Genomic DNA, 17,282 nt, shown 5'->3' on the forward strand with positions numbered 1-17,282 from the left:
TGCCGAACCGGGTAAATTTCCCCTATGCATTGCGTAGATTCCTTCGGACAAAGCAAATCCCGACGCAGAGCGATGCACCGGGATTTGCATTAACGCCGTTCCAAAATTCCCTTCAATTATCCGGAGCGTATTGCTTACCGTTAGGGTTCGGGCCTGAACGATTAACAATCATTTCCGAAAACCAGGCTGGGATCAAGCAACATCTTATTACAACGTTTAACCTATATGATTAACCGTTTTTAAATATAGCAACGCCATTTTGTCCTGAGGTTTAATCGTAGACTACTGAATTCATTTTCAATCAATAACCAAAAGTAATTCAGGCTTTTTTCTTTCCCATGAAGTATATCGAATGTCGCAAATTGCTTTAATGGATAAACGCCGACGGATAGTTTTATTGGTAGTATTTTTTTATAAAATTGTCTTTAATTAATTAAAATATCAAAATACAGTCTAAATCAATCAAATATTGAAATATTTTTGGCGCTATTTCACTTTAAAATTGCGCTGGAAGAAGATCACTCCATATCCACTAATTATTATCTCCACTGACGTTTTGTTCTCGCGAAACCACAGGCACGAGTCAGTGCATTTCATTTCTCCCTATCACCCATTTTAAGAATGTATTACAGCGTATTCATTTATTTCTGTTTTCTAAACAATTGCCTATGACTAAAAAAACTAACTGAACCCAAACTTCATTTAAGGCGCGGCCGATTTTTCGATCGGGAAGATTTCTTGTGCCCAAAAATTAACATGACGGTATTCTAAACCATGTATTAATTGAAATTTATGACCAAAACTATTTACTTAAAATGGCTATGCCCACCCGCAGGTGTGTGCCTGGCTATGATGGCGCTCGTCGTAAGCCAACCATTGCCGCTTCTGGCATCCGGGATGCCCGGCATGAATACGAACCTTTTGCGGGCAGATGTTACCGTGAAGGGAAAAGTGACCGAGGAAAACGGGACCCCGCTGCCAGGTGTAAGTATACTCCTGAAGGGGACAAACTCGGGTACTACAACGGATGCCGCCGGAGAATACAGCATTACAGTTCCCGGTGCCGAAGCCATCCTCGTATTTAGTTACGTCGGTTTTCTTAAACAGGAAATAGAGGTTGGTACCAGAAGTTCGGTCAATGTGACGCTCGTGGGTGATTCACAGGCCCTCAGTGAGGTGATTGTAGTCGGGTATGGAGAGCAGAAGAAGGAGACATTGACCGGGTCCGTAACAACAGTGAAAGGGTCCGACGTCGTAAAATCCCCGGCCGTTAACGTGAGTAACAGTCTTGCCGGACGTTTGCCAGGCGTAACCCTGGTTTCACGAAGCGGCGAACCGGGCCAGGACGGATCTACCATCCGTATCCGTGGGATGAATACATTGGGTAATAACGATGCCCTCGTGGTGGTCGATGGTATTCCAGGGCGTTCACTGGATCGCATAGACCCCAACAGCATCGAAACAATTTCGGTTTTGAAAGATGCCTCTGCTGCGATTTATGGAGCGCAGGCCGCAAACGGGGTTATCCTGATCACCACCAAACGCGGTAAAACAGGAAAGCCTACAATTACTTTCAATGCGAATCAGGGTTTCAGCCAGCCTACCATCCTGCCTAAAATGACTAACTCGTCGGAGTATGCCCAGGCATTGAACGAAGTGGACCTGTACAGAAATCGTCCGCCACGGTATACCGCCGAGGACATCGCGAAGTTTGCCGACGGCTCGGACCCATGGAAATATCCGGATACGGACTGGTTCGATGAAATCTACAAAAACTGGTCAGGCCAGCATTTTTATAATGCCACTGTATCAGGCGGCGGCGAGGCTGTGCGCTATTTTGTTTCCCTGGGCACAAAAACCCAGGATGGATATTATAAGAACAGTGCGACGAAGTACACGCAGCATGATTTCAGGACAAACCTCGACGCGACTATCACCAAGAATATCAGTCTGCGCTTCGACGTATCCGGCCGTATGGAAGATAAAAACTATCCTACGCGCACAGCGGGAGACATATTGTGGATGGTGATGAGGGGCAAGCCCAATATGCCCGCATATTGGCCGAACGGCGCTACCGGGCCGGATATCGAGTATGGAAATAACCCTGTTGTGGTAAGTACCAACCAAACCGGATACGACCGTGATAAGTGGTATGTTTTGAACAGCACACTACAATTGAATGTCAAAATTCCCTGGATAGAAGGACTTTCATTTACGGGTAATGCCGGGATTGACAAAGGGTTCAATTTCAGAAAGCGTTTTCAGACTCCGTGGTATCTCAATTCCTGGGACGGAACCAGCCGCGATGCGAATGGGGAGCCCATACTGGTGCGTGGGAAGAAAGGGGTAGGCGATCCTAACCTTACCCAGTATACGGAAGACAAGCAGGATATTTTGCTGAACGGTTATCTCAATTACGATAAAACCATTGGCACCAATCATATGGTGAAGTTTTTGGTGGGTAGCGAAAGAAGAACCGGCAATGGCGACAAGTTCAATGCGTTCCGCCGCTATTTCGTATCGACCTCCCTTGATCAGCTGAATGCAGGTGGGGATGCGGAGAAGGACAATGCCGGAACAGCATACCAAAGTGCAAGGCTGAACTACTTCGGACGTGTCAATTACAGCTTCAAGGAGAAATACCTGATGGAGTTTGTGTGGAGGGTAGATGGGTCCTACATTTTCCCGACAGCCAAACGTTTCGGGTTTTTCCCGGGTGTGTCTGCGGGATGGCGCGTTTCGGAAGAAGGCTTCTGGAAAAACAATATAAGCTTTGTTAACCAGTTCAAACTTCGCGCTTCGTGGGGACAAACCGGTAACGACCGTATCGAAGAGTGGCAATACCTTGGAACTTACGGTTTCCAGAACCAGAACATGGTATTCGGTACTAATATTGAAAGTAAAACACTGGGAGAAACCCGTATTCCAAACCCTAACGTAACATGGGAAGTAGCCAGCCAGGGAGATATCGGTTTTGATGCAAGCTTATTGAATGACCGCATCAATATTACTTTCGACGTATTTGATTATCGTCGCTCGGGATTGCTTTGGAAACGGAACGCATCCGTTCCCACTTCAACCGGTTTGACCCTGCCCAGCGAAAACATCGGTAAGACTTCCAACAAGGGATTTGATTTCAATGTTTCCTACCGTGGCAATGTGAAGGACCTGAAATACACGGTGTTCGTTAACGGTGGTTATGCGATTAACAAGGTGAACTTTATTGATGAAACACCGGGTCGTCCCGATTATCAACAGGTTACCGGGCACCCGCTCCCCACCAAGCCCAGCGATCCCAACGTACCTTTCGATCCGGACCGTGACCTGTACTATCAGGCAATCGGTATCTTCAAAGACCAGGCTGCCGTTGATGCGTACCCACACTGGGGAGGTGCGCGTCCGGGTGACGTCATTTTCCAGGATGTGAACAATGACGGCAAAATCGATGCGAGTGACCGTGTTCGCAACTACAAAACGGATGTGCCCCGCTTCCAGGGCGGTATTGGTGCTAACCTGAGCTACAAAGGATTTGACCTTTCTATCCTGTTTCAGGCCGCTACCGGCGCGCTCCGTTACCTGTCCCTGGAAAGCGGCGATTTCGGAAACTACTGGAAAGAGGATTTCGACGACCGCTGGACTCCCGACAACATCAATGGCTCCAAACCACGTGCTAGCAACAGAAGTGACGAATATTGGAGATCGCAGAGAAATACGCACCTGCTTTTCAACACCAACTACATCAGGCTGAAAAACCTGGAATTTGGTTACACGCTCCCGGCAGGACTTTCCGGCCGCCTCGGTTTGCAGAACGTTCGTCTGTATGTGAATGGAAACAACCTGGCTACCTATTGCCCTGGTCTGAAAGGGTTCGATCCTGAGGATAACAACACCGGCGGTATCAACTACCCGCTTTCCAGGGTTGTAAATGGCGGTTTATCGTTGACTTTTTAATAGAATATATATGAAAAAGATTGTAGCTTTTTTAACAGTTGCATTAAGCGTTGGCAATTTGACTTCCTGTAACCAGGATTTTCTTGACAAGCAGCCGCAGGACCAGTTTTCGGAAACCGCGGTATGGAGTGATCCGGCATTGATCCAAACGTTTATCAATAATACCTACCGGGGATTGGGCCACGGTTTCAACAACGTGATGTTCTCTACGTACAGCGACGAGTCTATGGCTGTTTGGGGGCCCGTTGTCAATGTGACCAAAGGACTTATCAATGCCAGCGATATCAACGACTGGGCCTATGACCGGGCCGGCTATTTTGTGTGGGACAATGTTTACAAAAACATCCGTGCGACAAACCTGTTTTTCAGCAAAATTGAAGGCGCTACAACGCTGGATGCTGCTACGAAGGATATGTACAAGGGTGAGGAGCATTTTGTACGGGCTTATCTGTACCATAATCTGGTATCGGTTTACGGTGGTGTGCCGCTGGTAACCCAGGCATATGGCCTCGGCGAGGAATATGCTATGCCCCGTAACACCTATGAAGAGTGTATCAAATTCATTGCGGATGAATGTGATAAAGCTGCCGCGTTGCTCCCTTTAACGCAGTCTGCCGCTAATTTGGGCCGCGCCACCAAGGGGGCTGCCCTGGCACTTAAAGCCCGTACGCTTCTGTATGCTGCCAGTGATCTGTATGCCAATCCAACCTGGTCGGGCGGGTACGCCAATCCGGAGCTGATCGGTTATAAGGGCGGCGACCGTGCCGCAAGATGGAAAGCGGCCAAGGACGCTGCCAAAGCGGTGATGGACCTGAACGTTTACAGCCTGAACGCACCTAATCCGGCTACACTGGCCGAAGCGTCTAAAAACAGGGCTGATATGTTCGTTTCCAAACAATCACCGGAGGATATACACGTACGTTTCTTCCTGGCGAAACTGGACAACGACGGTGCCTGGCCGGGACGCTCCAATGGTCCTAATGGCTATCACAACTGGGGCGGTAATACGCCGCTTGGCCAACTGGCGGATGATTACGAAATGAAGGACGGGACTAAATTTTCCTGGTCGAACGCGGCGCATGCCGCTGATCCTTATGTCGGACGCGATTCACGTTTCTATTCGGATATCTTATTCGAAGGTGCGCCATGGAGACAACGTCCGGCTGACGTGATCGACAAAGATCCCAAAGGCATCATTCAAACAGGTTATTGGGAAAAATGGAACGCGACTACCTCAAAAGTGGAAGTTGTGGCGGGGCTTGATACCCGGAAAGGGCCTATCGAGGACTGGAACGGGACGTATTCAGGGTATTACCTGAAAAAGTTTATGGACCCGGCGGTGGATGCCCAGTTTTTCCGGTCCGAGGTGCCATGGAGATTTATCAGGTATACGGAGATACTGATGAATTATGCCGAGGCATGTATCAACCTGGGTGAAGAAGCGGAGGCTAAAAAGTACCTGAACATGATCCGCAAACGTGCCGCAATGCCCGAAATTACTGAAACCGGCGCAGCATTGATGAAGCGTTACCAGAATGAGCGCCGCATTGAAATGGCTTACGAAGAACAGCGCTTTTTTGATGTTCGTCGCTGGATGATTGCTCCCCAGGTTTATTCCAATGCACGCGGCGTGGAACCGACTTACAAGTTGAATGCTGACAAAACAACTGCTGCCAAAGCTACTTACAAGATCATCGAAGTTCAGGAACGTAAATGGGTGGATAGAAACTACTTCCTGCCTATCAAACTGGATGAAATGAATAAGAATAGCAAGCTGATCCAGAACCCAGGCTACTAGTAAAGTGCGCAAAATGACCGGCGAACTCCCAGTTCGGCGGTCATTTTTATGACAACGGGTGCGATTTCTGGCGTACATTGAGAAATACTGAAATCTGCTAAATTCCTTCAAAGCCGGTAGCGCGTCGACAAACAGCAGATTTTGGCGACGAAAATCGCATATGGCTCTGCCCGTGCGTGTTTTATCACGTTGGTCGTCGGAAATGGGAGTCTGTCGACCGAATTTTATAATCCGCCCACCGGCATTTTAAATTGCATGCCGAAACAAAAATGGATTATAAGTCATGAAAATTAACATGAAGCATTTGTGTTGGGCAGTATTGTTTTGGACAGGCTGCACCACCACCGATCCGGACGTTGGCCCGGACGGGGCAGAAGGCTGGCCGGATCAACCCGAATTACCGGCGGTTACCGGGCACGAGACTTTCTCCGTCGCAGGAGATGAGTTTGTGGCGAATGTAATGGGGGACATGCAGCCACGAGCTCCGAAATTTCCCTCGCTCGACGTGCGCAAAGGTTTCCTGCGCGGCTACGTGGCCGACCTCGCGGGAAAACCCGTGAAAGGTGCGTATATAGGAGCACGTGTAACCCTCATAGGCGGTGCCTACTCGGGAGCGCACGCGGAATCGGATGAAAATGGGTACTACGAGATCAACCTGCCGATCGGCGCGGTGCATTATTATGCGACCGGTTATACAATCGATTACGGCGGCAGCAGGGCAGTGGTAGGCCTTACTCCCGCGGACGACAATACTTCCGGCTTCGCTTCCGAAAATGGCATGGTGAAGAACTTCGTCCTGCAATCATTCGGCGTCGGAAACAAGGACAATGTTTTACAGCAGCCAGGTAACCCGTCCAACTACTACGGAGGCGCCATCAGCTTCGACTATCAGGTAGATTGGGACAACAATGTGCCGAATTACCTTCCGGAGGACGGCGAGATCGAGATCGACCTCATACCCGACGGTGAAGGCTACTATGGTGAAACCAGATCATTTAAAGTTTACAAGAAGATCGGCTACTCCGGGCTCACCATCGTGAATGTACCGGTGGGCAAATATACAATCAAGGCCAAGCTCCGCGGCGCTGGCGATCTCCGGATCACTGAAACCGGAATGTATGCGGGCGCATACCCGCAATTCGGGCTTAAACCGCGGACAGCTGTGGGTACGGCCAGCATTTTGTTCACACCGTCGTGGCAGGTCACACCCGGTATGGTCCCGGCGCATCGCGGTAACTGGCAGGCGGTAGCATTGCGTTTGGAAAGAATTTGAAAACGTGGGTTAGTTCTGAGTAAAACTAATTTTTATCAATTTATTAATAATTGATCTAAATAAGAATTAGATTTGCCGCGCCTTCCGCAAAAAACTCGGATCAATCGGGGGCAGCTGGAAATCAGATATGAAACACGTTTACGACGCGATTTGCTTTTTTTACATTTTTCTCCCTCACGGGCACACGCATGCATATAAGCCGGTGCGTGCGGCAGTACTTGGACTGACACTGATGCTTTGGCTCTTCGGGACAGGCGTACGTGCGCAGTCCGGGGAACGGGGAAGCATATCCGGGACCGTGAAGGATTTGTTTGGAAACCCGGTGGCGGGAGCGTCGGTCCGGGTGGCTCAAACCGGCGTAGTATCTGATCCAAACGGCCGGTTTGTGCTAAGCATTGTCGCGGCCGGAAAGGTCAGTTTGGAGGTCAGCGCGGTAGGGTTTGCATCCCAGCGTCACGCATTGAGCGTCAGTAAGGGCGAAGATCTTCGGTTTGACATCCTGCTGACCGATACCAGCACGCAGCTCGACGAGGTAGCCGTTACCGGAAAGTCGGAGAACCAGCTGAAAATCGAGGAGATCCGCACGTCGGGTTTTAATGCGAATGTGATCGACATTAAGACCTACAACAACATGACCACCGACATCAACCAGGTGTTGAAACGGACGACCGGCGTGCTGATCCGCGAATCGGGCGGCATGGGTTCCGACTTTTCGTTCCGCATCAACGGGCTGGCGGGCAAAATTTACATCGACGACGTGCCGATGGACCAATACGGCAACTCGATGACCCTCAATAATATCCCCGTCAACCTCGTCGACAGGGTGGAAGTGTATAAGGGAGTGGTGCCTGCGCACCTGGGGTCGGATGCGATGGGCGGCGCGGTGAACATTATCACCAAGCAGCGTACCCGCAAGTTTCTGGACGTGAGCCAGAGCTACGGATCGTTCAATACCTGGCAAACTGCGGTCTCAGGCGGCATTCGCGACAAGAAGACCGGGTTGAAATTCAGGACGAGCGCGTATTATAATCACTCCGACAACAACTACCTGATGTACAGCGACCCGCGGTACGAAGTGCTGTTAAAGGAAGTCCGAAAAGACCCCGAAACGAACGACTTCCGGGCTGTCACGGTCGACAAAGCCCGGCGCTTTCACGACCGGTACTGGTCGGCGATGGGGGAGGCCGAGGTCGGTTTCGAGAAGGTAAAATGGGCCGACTGGTTTACGGTCGGGCTAACCTACTCGCAGAACATGAAACAGATACAGACGGGCGCGACGATCAACGCCGTCCGTGGCGGGTACTGGACCGAAAACCGGTACATTATGCCGACGATCAAGTACCGCAAGGAGAATTTCGTCGTACGCGGGCTGTACGCGAACCTTTACGGCAACTATTCCCGCGGCCGCGACAATATCAGGGATACAGCACGCTACGTCTACGATTGGAGCGGAAAATGGGTAGCGAATGCGGGCGGAACGCCTTTGGAAGAAATTTCCAACAAGATCGTCGACGACAGCTACGCCGCCCGGGCAAACTTCAACTACTACCTGGATAAGGCATTCAACCATAGCCTGAACCTGAACTATACTTTCGCTTCGACGCGGCGCCGGACCTATAATCTGATGGAAACCGACCCGGAGCGGCTGGAAACTTCCGGGCTTCCCAAAAGGCTCGGCAAGCATATCGTGGGGCTGAGCTGGCAGGGACAATGGCTGGACAAAAGGCTGATCGGCGTACTCTCCGCGAAATACTACGGAATGGATATGCAGGTGTCGGTCGACGAGCGGACATTCGACAATACCGGCAAGCCGACCGGCGGACAGATTGTCTCCCGCCAGAACTTTTACGGCTATCCGAGCGCCTCGCTGGCATTGCGTTACCGGCTTACTCCCGACCTGGGCGTTAAAGGATCGATGGAAAGAGGGTATAATTTGCCGGAAACCACCGCGCTTTTCGGAGATGGCCGGTTTGTCCTCTCTAATTATGACCTGACGCCCGAGCGAAGCGATAATTTCAATGCGGGCCTTTATTATAACCACTTCATTGGTGATCACTTCGTTAACTTCGAAGCAGGTGCTTTTTACAGGAATTCGCAGAACTACATTATTTCGCAGATATTGAGCGATAATGTGCATTCGCAAAGCCGGAATGTGCCGGGGGTAAAATTGTACGGTTTCGAAGCCGAGGCCCGGTACGGATACAAAGACCTGATCAACCTCTCGGTAAACGGCACGCTCGACAAGGCGCTCGACAGCTGGAAATACACCGATTCGACCCGCTCCCAGGTCAGCCTTACCTACAATGAGCAACTTCCCAACCGGCCGTGGATTTACGGCAATGCGAACCTGACACTTTCGAAGCGGGACCTGGCCGGCAAAAATTCCCGGCTGCAATTCAGCTACCTGTACCAGTACATTCATTGGTTTTACCTGACCTGGGCGAAGCTCGGCAGCCCGTCGAGCCTCAACTTCGTGCCTACGCAGACTATTCATACCGCCATTCTTACATATAGCTGGAAGAAGGATTTGTACAACATCTCCTTCGAGGCGCGCAACTTCACCGATGAGCGCGCTTATGACAATTTCCGGTTGCAGAAGCCCGGCAGGGCATTCTATGTGAAGTTCAGATTTTCAATAATGTAGTTTCAAACAATCCTATGAAGACAATTCTTACCAAAGGTACCTCCCGGCTTATGCTCGCAGCCATTTGCGGGCTTCCATTGCTGCAAGCATGTAAAGATACGCCCGATCCGGTCGCCGCACCGGAGATTAAAGACTACGCCATTTTCGTGACGGTCGGCAATGCGAATGCGACCGAAAGCTACTACACGCTCACGGTGGATAACCTCGAAAAGGACACGTTGCTCAGTCCGGTGAAATCCGGCATTGTTTCGGATGCGGACCTGTTCTGGGCGACCATTTACAGTGCCTATTCCAAAGGAAATTTCTATTTCACGATGGACGGCAACATCATCAGCAAGCAACGGATCCAGACCGGCAAGTACCGCGAAGTAGGAAATGTGGTCGCAGAGGCTGGATCGTGGGAGCTGGGGATGATGAAAACGCTTTTTAACGAGAATGGGCTCAATTTCATCAGCTGGCAGACGAGTTATAACAAGACGGATAATGTGTTGGAAAACAAATTGTTCATGGTGGATACAACGGCCTCGATGTCGGTAAAATCCAAGAACCCGATCAAGTTTCCGATGCCGAAGTACAAGCTGTACGATACGGATGGCAAAGAGGTGAAAAATGAGGATATGCCATTGACACCCAGTAGCTTTTCCATCCGAGACAACAAGGTATTTATCGGTTATTATTATGATTGGGCTACCAAAATCGACACCGCTTATATGCTCGTAGCCGATTATCCGAGCCTTGCCAATGTAAAGTTGCTGAAAGATGCACGACTGGGCCATGTGTCGGGCGCATGGTATGCCAGCTCGTCGAGTTTCACCGATGACAACGGCGATTATTATTTCAGTACGATCAACAACAAGGGAGAGTATGGCTTGCTGCGCATTAAGAAAGGGGCAACGGAGATCGACCCTACTTACGCATTTGACCTCAAAGAAATCGGCAACATCGCCCTGTCAAACGGGGGCTATGCGGGTCCCGACCATCATACCTATTTGAAGAATGGTCTTGCATTTATGGGATCGTTTGTAATCGACGTCCGTAACAAAAAAGTAGTCAAAGACCTGAATAGCTTTGGATTGGGCGCAGTTCAGAAAACGATGGAAACTTATTCCGAAAATAGTAACGATATGTATGTCGTTTTGAAAACAGATAATGCACGCTGGTTTATCGCCAAGTACGACGTTGAGAAAAATACGCTCAAACGCGGCGTGGAAATTAATGGCGGCATTACTTCCGTGAGCAGGATCAGCCGGTTGAAATAGCTCTTGCAAACGGCAGGGTAATTCCTACCAGTAAGTACACGTTTTCGGCAGCAGAAGAATTTAGCCCCGGAAGGCTGCCGCCTCAGTTTTTACAATCACCTAAACTTGATTTTACGCAAAGCAAATGCGGTCATCCGGAGAAGTAACCAGCCGTGTTTGAAACGTGAAATGTTGGTTTCTCCGTAGGTTCGGGCGCGGTAACGGATCGGTATCTCAATGAATTTGAGATTGAGCTTTGCCGCGCCAAAAATGAGGTCGAAATCGCCGAATGGGTCGAAGTTGCCAAAATAGGACCGGTTGGCTGCTAACCGGAGATAGTTTTCTCTGGAAATGACTTTCGTGCCGCAAAGCGTGTCCTTTAAATTCTGGCCCAGCAGCCATGAAAATGCAAGGCTAAAAAACTTGTTGCCCAGCAGGTTCAGGAACCGCATGGCCTGTTTTTCCATGGGGTACACCAGCCGGGAGCCATTGATATATTCGCCTTTTCCAGTAGCGATGGCATCGAAAAATTTGGGCAGTTCTTCGGGGGCGACTGTCATATCCGCATCCAGGATCATCAGAATATCGCCGCTGGCGAGGTCGAAGCCTTTTCTTACGGCGTCTCCTTTGCCTTTGCCATCCTGCTGCGCCCATTTGATGTCATACGATGCGGCGTAATGGGCACCCAGTCGCTGGATTTCTTCCCAGGTCTGGTCGGTGGAATTGCCTTCGATAAAGATCAGCTCGGTATGCCTGCCCATTTGCGGCGTGCGCTGAATAAGTGCTTCGATGTTGCCCTTCTCATTGCGGGCGGGGATAACGACACTGACACTCAATTCACCGGCAGGTTTTTGTTCGGCCTTCTTACTTCTGGCCACCAGGCAGGTAATTAATCCCAGGCTGTTGATCAATGGCAGATTACCCATGTACTGGTTCAAAAGCGGGGAAACCAGCGGGATATATTTTGGGAAAATCATCTTCCTGTGATGATCAATGAGGTCGAAATCCGTGAGATGGAGAAGCGAAGTAATATCACCGATATCCAGCCAGTTTTGCCTTTTCTGAGGCATTTTTAACCCCAGCCTTTCAGCCAGGTTCAGTACGGGGCGCCAGATGAAATTGGTGGAAGTGATGATTAGTCGCGTTTGCGGGGTAAACACCGGATGGATAGCTTCAAACACCATCTGAACATCCTTGAAACTGCCGACTGTGTCGCTAATGATCACATAATCAAATGTCTCGTTCAGGCTTAACTGCTCCGCATTCATTTGATAGTACACGCAGCCGGGCCGGTGCAGCCGGGCAAAACGGATCATTTCTTCTGAAATATCCATTCCGACACCTCTGGACGGTCGGAGCTGTTCCAGCAGGTAGCCTGTCCCACAGCCGATTTCAAGAACGGCAGCACCTTCCGGAATGATAAATTTTAAATACTTTACCAGCGACCGGTGGTAGTAAGCATTTCTCCTGATCCATTTTTCTCTTTGTTCCCCGCTCATTTAAATGTCTGATTATACCAGCTGGAATCAGCCAGAATGAATAGATGCTCATTGGGGATAGCCGTGTAGCCATTGCCCGGGATTTTGGGATAAACACCGCTTCCGATCAGGTTTTTTTCGTAAACCAGCATCATAGGCTTTCCAAGAATGTAAGCAGGTAACTGCCCGTCCGATGGCCAGAAACTGGGGTAAACCCTTTCGAAATAGCGCAAATAATGAAACGGAACCACGACTTCGGACCCCGCGGGCATGGCTTTGGCAAAGCCGTGAAGCTGCCGGGCCAGGCCGTCGGGATATGGATCAAAGCCGAAGCGCGATTGGATCATATAGGACACATTTTTGCTTAGCGTGCTCGGTTTGGTCTCAAAAGTGAAATGATGGGCGACCAGAAACGTAGCTAAAATGAATTGCAGTACGCATCCCGTCAATATCCAGCCGGATGCTTCCCGGCCGGGCATAAACCCGGCCTGTGCCCCGCGGTAGCTCAAATAAATAAATGCGCTGAACATAAATGCCCACAGGCCACTGATTCTCGGCGGATAAGAAATGCCCGGGTAAATGGTCGGAAAATAGTAGAGCGCTTCCGTCGCGAACATCACGAGCAATATTGTATAGCCACCGGCCAGTGTCCAGATAATCAATCCTTTGCGTGGAAAGAGGCGGAGCCAGGGGATGAAGGGAATTAAAGCTAGGCCAAAAGTAAGCGCACCCACCACCAGGGAAAACGCGATGTAATAAAAGAGTGTTGCGTCAAGCTGCGTGTTGGCAAATGCCTGGTTGAGTCGGCTGGGCTTTGCGCCGTTAAGATGAGAAAGCCACCATAAGCCAGCCAGGAACAATGCCACGGAAATGCCGATGATGGTTGCATTACGTTTGCTCAGCAAATAGCTGACCCAATGTTTTGCCGGGTCCTGCATAATACTGTCCACCACGGAAAAGAAAACAAAAAGACAGCATATCAGGACGATGGAAGACTCTTTCAGCAAGAAGGTAAGGATGAGCCAAATGATGAATGCGGACCATTTGCGTTGTGCCGCGCTCAATGCAAGAAATGCCAGCAGCGGAACAAAATATTGCTCGGGATGCCAGCCAAAATAATCGAGATACATGAAGTAGGCCATGGGCCCGAACACATAGACCAATGCTGTAAGCCAAACTGCCCAGCGTTCCGTGATACCGAATCGGGCAAAACTTCGATGATACACATAGAAAAACAAGCCCACCAAACACACATAGGCCAGAAAAAGGCCGTTAACCCCTAAGGGTTTTGTGAAAATTCCGATCAGCGGAATGAAGTAGTAATTGTGTTGCTGCGCATGATTTCCGTAAATCGTGTCGAACAGAAACGGACGCCCTTCCAGCCAGCCTTTACTCAGTTGGAGGATCACCATGCCATCCGAATATTGCTCGGGGCTCGTTTGAAATTGAAATACTTTAAGAAAAAACCAAACAACGCAGCCTATAACAGGAAGCATTAAAAGAAGTGCGTTCGCAAGTCGGCTGGTAGTGTTAAATGACATAACCGCAACTTACCATTCGTTTCCGCGATCTGAAATACATTTTCCGATAATTTATTTAAAGTAACCGGTTAACGAAAATATTCGACCGGACGAGGAGAGATCCTGGCTTCGCAGGCCTCGATTTCAAAAACCAATCTTGTCGAGCACCAAACGTCCACATGAGGGCTGTCAGAACCCATATAACTTATTGGTAATACAATGGTAATGGTTACTAAATCCCACTCCATTTCCTATAAGATACTTTTGGCCCCGAATCACAGTAAACAATAATTTTTATGCTTTCAGATTTATTTTTATCGAAGCTCGTACGTCTTTCCCTGTGTCTGGCAGCTTGGGTATTTTGCGCTTACCCGGCCCAGGCACTTCCCGGAAACTTCAATACGGGCCTCCTTTTAAAAACAGAAAACCTTCGTTCAAATACCGGGACCGTTGCGCAGTCAATCTCCGGAACAGTAACAGACGAAACCGGGGCGCCGCTGCCGGGTGCGACAGTAGTTGTGAAAGGAACAACCAAAGGCACAACAACCAATGCCGAAGGGAAATTTGTCATCGATGCCGGTACCGACGCCATTCTCGTAGTGTCTTTCGTCGGATACGCTTCCAAACAAACGCCCCTGAACGGGCAATCGTCGATAACGATCCAGTTGAGCCAGGACCTTTCGCAACTCAGTGAGGTTGTGGTAGTTGGTTACGGCACGCAGAAGCGGTCCGACATCACCGGCGCTATTTCTTCCATCAGCAGCGAGGGCTTCAACCGGGGTGTCGTAACGAACCCGGGCGAATTGCTGCAAGGTAAGATGGCCGGTGTTTCCATCGCGGCCAACAGCGGTGAACCGGGCGCTTCGCAGGACATCATTATCAGGGGGATCGGTAGTCTCCGGTCCGGAACGCAGCCATTGTATGTAGTCGATGGTTTTTTGCTGGACAATTCCTCCACCGGTGTTCCCACCAATCCGCTGAACTTCATCAACCCTAACGATATCGAAAGCATCGATGTACTGAAAGATGCCAGTGCAACGGCTGTTTATGGATCCAGGGCATCGAACGGGGTTGTCGTAATTACCACCAAAAAGGGTAAGGGCAAACCGCAGATGACTTTGTCGGCGTCCACGGCGATATCGTCCATGGCTAATAAAATCGATGTTTTCAGCGCCGACGCTTTTCGCAAGGAAGTTGTGGCCACGGGCGGGACTTTGCAGGATTTCGGGGCCAATACAAACTGGCAGGATGAATTGACGCAAACCGGCGTATCCAACAACGTCAACTTGTCGATGAGCGGAGCCAATAGCGAGAATTTCTCCTATTTCACTTCGGTAGGCTATCAGAATCAGGAAGGTATCCTGAAAAATAGCAGGCTGAAACGTTATTCGGGTAAATTGAATCTGAACCAGAAAGCATTCAACGGCCGGGTAAAGGTCGATTATAATCTCACGGCCTCCCGCACGGAAAATTTACGGCCGGATATCACTTCTACCATGAGTGATATGCTTAGCCTGAACCCGACGATCGCTCCTTATACCAATGGCGTGCCTACCTTGCTGAACACCAATGCATTGAACCCGCTTGCCCGGAACAATTTGTTCAGCGACAAGGCTATCAATCACCGTATTCTCGCAAATATTTCACCTTCGGTAGAAATCCTCGACGGCCTTACCTACAAGCTGAACTTCGGCGTCGATTATTCGACTACAACCAGAAATCAACAATACAAGCCTTTCCCGGCGGTTGTGAACGAGTCCGATGTTTCCATGGGCGTGCTGGACAATACGATAAGCGCGAATACCAATCAACTTGTTGAAAATACGCTGACGTATAACTGGGCACGTAAGGATCATAATGTTACGCTCCTGGCAGGTCATTCCTTCCAAAAGTTTTTGGATGAAGGAAGAAACACTACCTACCGCGGATTTGCAAATAACAACATCGATCCTATTTATCAGGACCATTCCAGCACAACCGCACTGCCGACTGCCGTAAATTCGGACGCGTTGAAAAACGAGCTGCAATCATTCTTCGGCCGGGTAAACTATATCTATGCCGATAAATACATGGTTACCGGTACATTCCGCGCCGATGGATCTTCCAAGTTCGGACAGAACAACAAATACGGATATTTTCCTTCTTTCGCCCTGGGATGGAACATCAGCAAGGAAGATTTCATGCGCCATTCGGTTTTCAACAACCTGAAACTTCGTGCAAGCTGGGGACAGACTGGTAATCAGGAGATTCCTTCCAAAATTACCAAGGCAAGTTATTTGGAGCAGCGTCTGCAAACGGGCACGGGAAGCGTAAGTACTTATCCGATCGATACCGATGCTACTGCATTGCAAGGCTATCCGTACGGGATTATTTATACACGACTGGCAAATCCTAATTTGAAATGGGAGGTGTCCACGCAGGCGGATTTAGGGATAGATTTCGCGTTATTCAAATCCAGATTGACCGGTACCCTGGATTATTTTAATAAGAAATCCTCCAATATACTTCTGGAAGTTGTTCCTGCCGATCCTGTTCAGCCTACTTCTACCTACTGGACCAATATCCCGGATATGAAAATCCATAACAACGGGATCGAGCTGACCTTGAATTACAGCAGCGATGTGAAACGTGACTTCTCATACAGTATCGGAGGTAATTTGACCTACATTCAAAATAAAGTGCAGAAATCACCTTACGCGGTTTTAGCGACCGGGGCGGCACAAGGCTCGGGCCAGTCGGGCGCGACGATCAACGGTTATATCAATGATCAGCCGCTGGGCGCATTCTATATGTACCAATTCGACGGAATTAATCCGGAAACTGGTCAGAATAAATTCCGGGATTCCAATGGCGACGGCGCGATACTGGACAATGACCGTGTCGTTGTAGGCAGCGCAATCCCTAAGATTATCTATGGCTATAACGTTAACCTCAAATACAAGGCATTCGATCTGGGTCTGAATTTCAATGGGGTAGCGGGCAATAAGGTTTACAACCACACGACCATGACTTTGTTCAGCAGGGCGCAATTGGCGAAGTCGAACAACACGACTGATTTTGCCACCAAGTATCCCAATGAGGCATTGAGCAACGCGAATGTCGTGTCGACCCGGTACCTGGAAAGCGGCTCTTTTATGAGGCTGAACAATGCTTCGCTGGCTTACAATCTGAATCTGGCAGGCACTAAGCTGGGCAATGTAATTCAACGTGCAAGTCTCTCATTAACAGGTCAAAACTTGTTTGTCCTGAGCAGCTATTCGGGTTTTGACCCGGAGGTGAACACGGGATCGGCTTCCGGCGGGATCCAGACATTTGGTATCGACCGGTTTACCTATCCAAGGGCAAGGACTTTCCTGCTTGGTCTTAACGTGACATTTTAA

8 protein-coding genes are annotated in these 17,282 nt (G+C 49.5%); 6 read left to right on the forward strand and 2 right to left on the reverse strand.

What is annotated here, in order from left to right; all coding sequences use genetic code 11:
• Positions 1–792 precede the first annotated feature (792 nt).
• The 5 genes from BLQ88_RS24715 to BLQ88_RS24735 all read left to right on the forward strand — a co-directional run bounded on the left by BLQ88_RS24715 (position 793) and on the right by BLQ88_RS24735 (position 10,925).
• On the forward strand, positions 793–3,951 hold the full coding sequence (locus tag BLQ88_RS24715; protein ID WP_229212845.1) for a SusC/RagA family TonB-linked outer membrane protein: 3,159 nt from the start codon (positions 793–795) through the stop codon (positions 3,949–3,951).
• A 10-nt stretch (positions 3,952–3,961) separates the two neighbouring features.
• Positions 3,962–5,749, forward strand: a complete 1,788-nt coding sequence (locus BLQ88_RS24720; RefSeq protein WP_090155503.1) for a RagB/SusD family nutrient uptake outer membrane protein — start codon at positions 3,962–3,964, stop codon at positions 5,747–5,749.
• A gap of 283 nt (positions 5,750–6,032) precedes the next feature.
• A complete protein-coding gene (locus BLQ88_RS24725; RefSeq protein ID WP_090155505.1) occupies positions 6,033–7,022 on the forward strand; it encodes a carboxypeptidase-like regulatory domain-containing protein in 990 nt (329 codons plus the stop codon).
• Positions 7,023–7,149: 127 nt separating this feature from the next.
• Positions 7,150–9,666 (forward strand): TonB-dependent receptor, encoded by a 2,517-nt coding sequence (locus tag BLQ88_RS24730; RefSeq protein WP_090155507.1) that lies wholly within the window; start codon positions 7,150–7,152, stop codon positions 9,664–9,666.
• Positions 9,667–9,680: 14 nt separating this feature from the next.
• Positions 9,681–10,925 carry a DUF4374 domain-containing protein gene (locus BLQ88_RS24735; RefSeq protein WP_090155509.1) on the forward strand — a complete coding sequence of 415 codons (1,245 nt, stop codon included), beginning with the start codon at positions 9,681–9,683 and terminating at the stop codon, positions 10,923–10,925.
• Between the two features lie 95 nt (positions 10,926–11,020).
• Here the strand turns inward: BLQ88_RS24735 and BLQ88_RS24740 are convergent, their stop codons facing one another.
• Positions 11,021–12,403 carry a glycosyltransferase gene (locus BLQ88_RS24740; protein WP_090155511.1) on the reverse strand — a complete coding sequence of 461 codons (1,383 nt, stop codon included), beginning with the start codon at positions 12,401–12,403 and terminating at the stop codon, positions 11,021–11,023.
• Positions 12,400–13,794, reverse strand: coding sequence for a hypothetical protein (locus BLQ88_RS24745; protein ID WP_143016923.1), 1,395 nt, complete (start codon positions 13,792–13,794; stop codon positions 12,400–12,402). The genes BLQ88_RS24740 and BLQ88_RS24745 overlap by 4 nt, the downstream gene beginning before the upstream one ends.
• A 404-nt stretch (positions 13,795–14,198) precedes the next feature.
• On the opposite strand from BLQ88_RS24745, the gene BLQ88_RS24750 reads away from it, so the two are divergent.
• A complete protein-coding gene (locus BLQ88_RS24750; RefSeq protein WP_090155515.1) occupies positions 14,199–17,282 on the forward strand; it encodes a SusC/RagA family TonB-linked outer membrane protein in 3,084 nt (1,027 codons plus the stop codon).

Origin of the sequence: Dyadobacter soli (genome assembly GCF_900101885.1) — a bacterium.
Lineage (GTDB): Bacteria > Bacteroidota > Bacteroidia > Cytophagales > Spirosomataceae > Dyadobacter > Dyadobacter soli.

Coding starts and splice junctions, on each gene's coding strand:
- BLQ88_RS24715 (WP_229212845.1), top strand. CDS start 793: ATGACCAAAACTATTTACTTAAAATGGCTATGCCCACCCGCAGGTGTG.
- BLQ88_RS24720 (WP_090155503.1), top strand. CDS start 3,962: ATGAAAAAGATTGTAGCTTTTTTAACAGTTGCATTAAGCGTTGGCAAT.
- BLQ88_RS24725 (WP_090155505.1), top strand. CDS start 6,033: ATGAAAATTAACATGAAGCATTTGTGTTGGGCAGTATTGTTTTGGACA.
- BLQ88_RS24730 (WP_090155507.1), top strand. CDS start 7,150: ATGAAACACGTTTACGACGCGATTTGCTTTTTTTACATTTTTCTCCCT.
- BLQ88_RS24735 (WP_090155509.1), top strand. CDS start 9,681: ATGAAGACAATTCTTACCAAAGGTACCTCCCGGCTTATGCTCGCAGCC.
- BLQ88_RS24740 (WP_090155511.1), bottom strand. CDS start 12,403: ATGAGCGGGGAACAAAGAGAAAAATGGATCAGGAGAAATGCTTACTAC.
- BLQ88_RS24745 (WP_143016923.1), bottom strand. CDS start 13,794: ATGGTGATCCTCCAACTGAGTAAAGGCTGGCTGGAAGGGCGTCCGTTT.
- BLQ88_RS24750 (WP_090155515.1), top strand. CDS start 14,199: ATGCTTTCAGATTTATTTTTATCGAAGCTCGTACGTCTTTCCCTGTGT.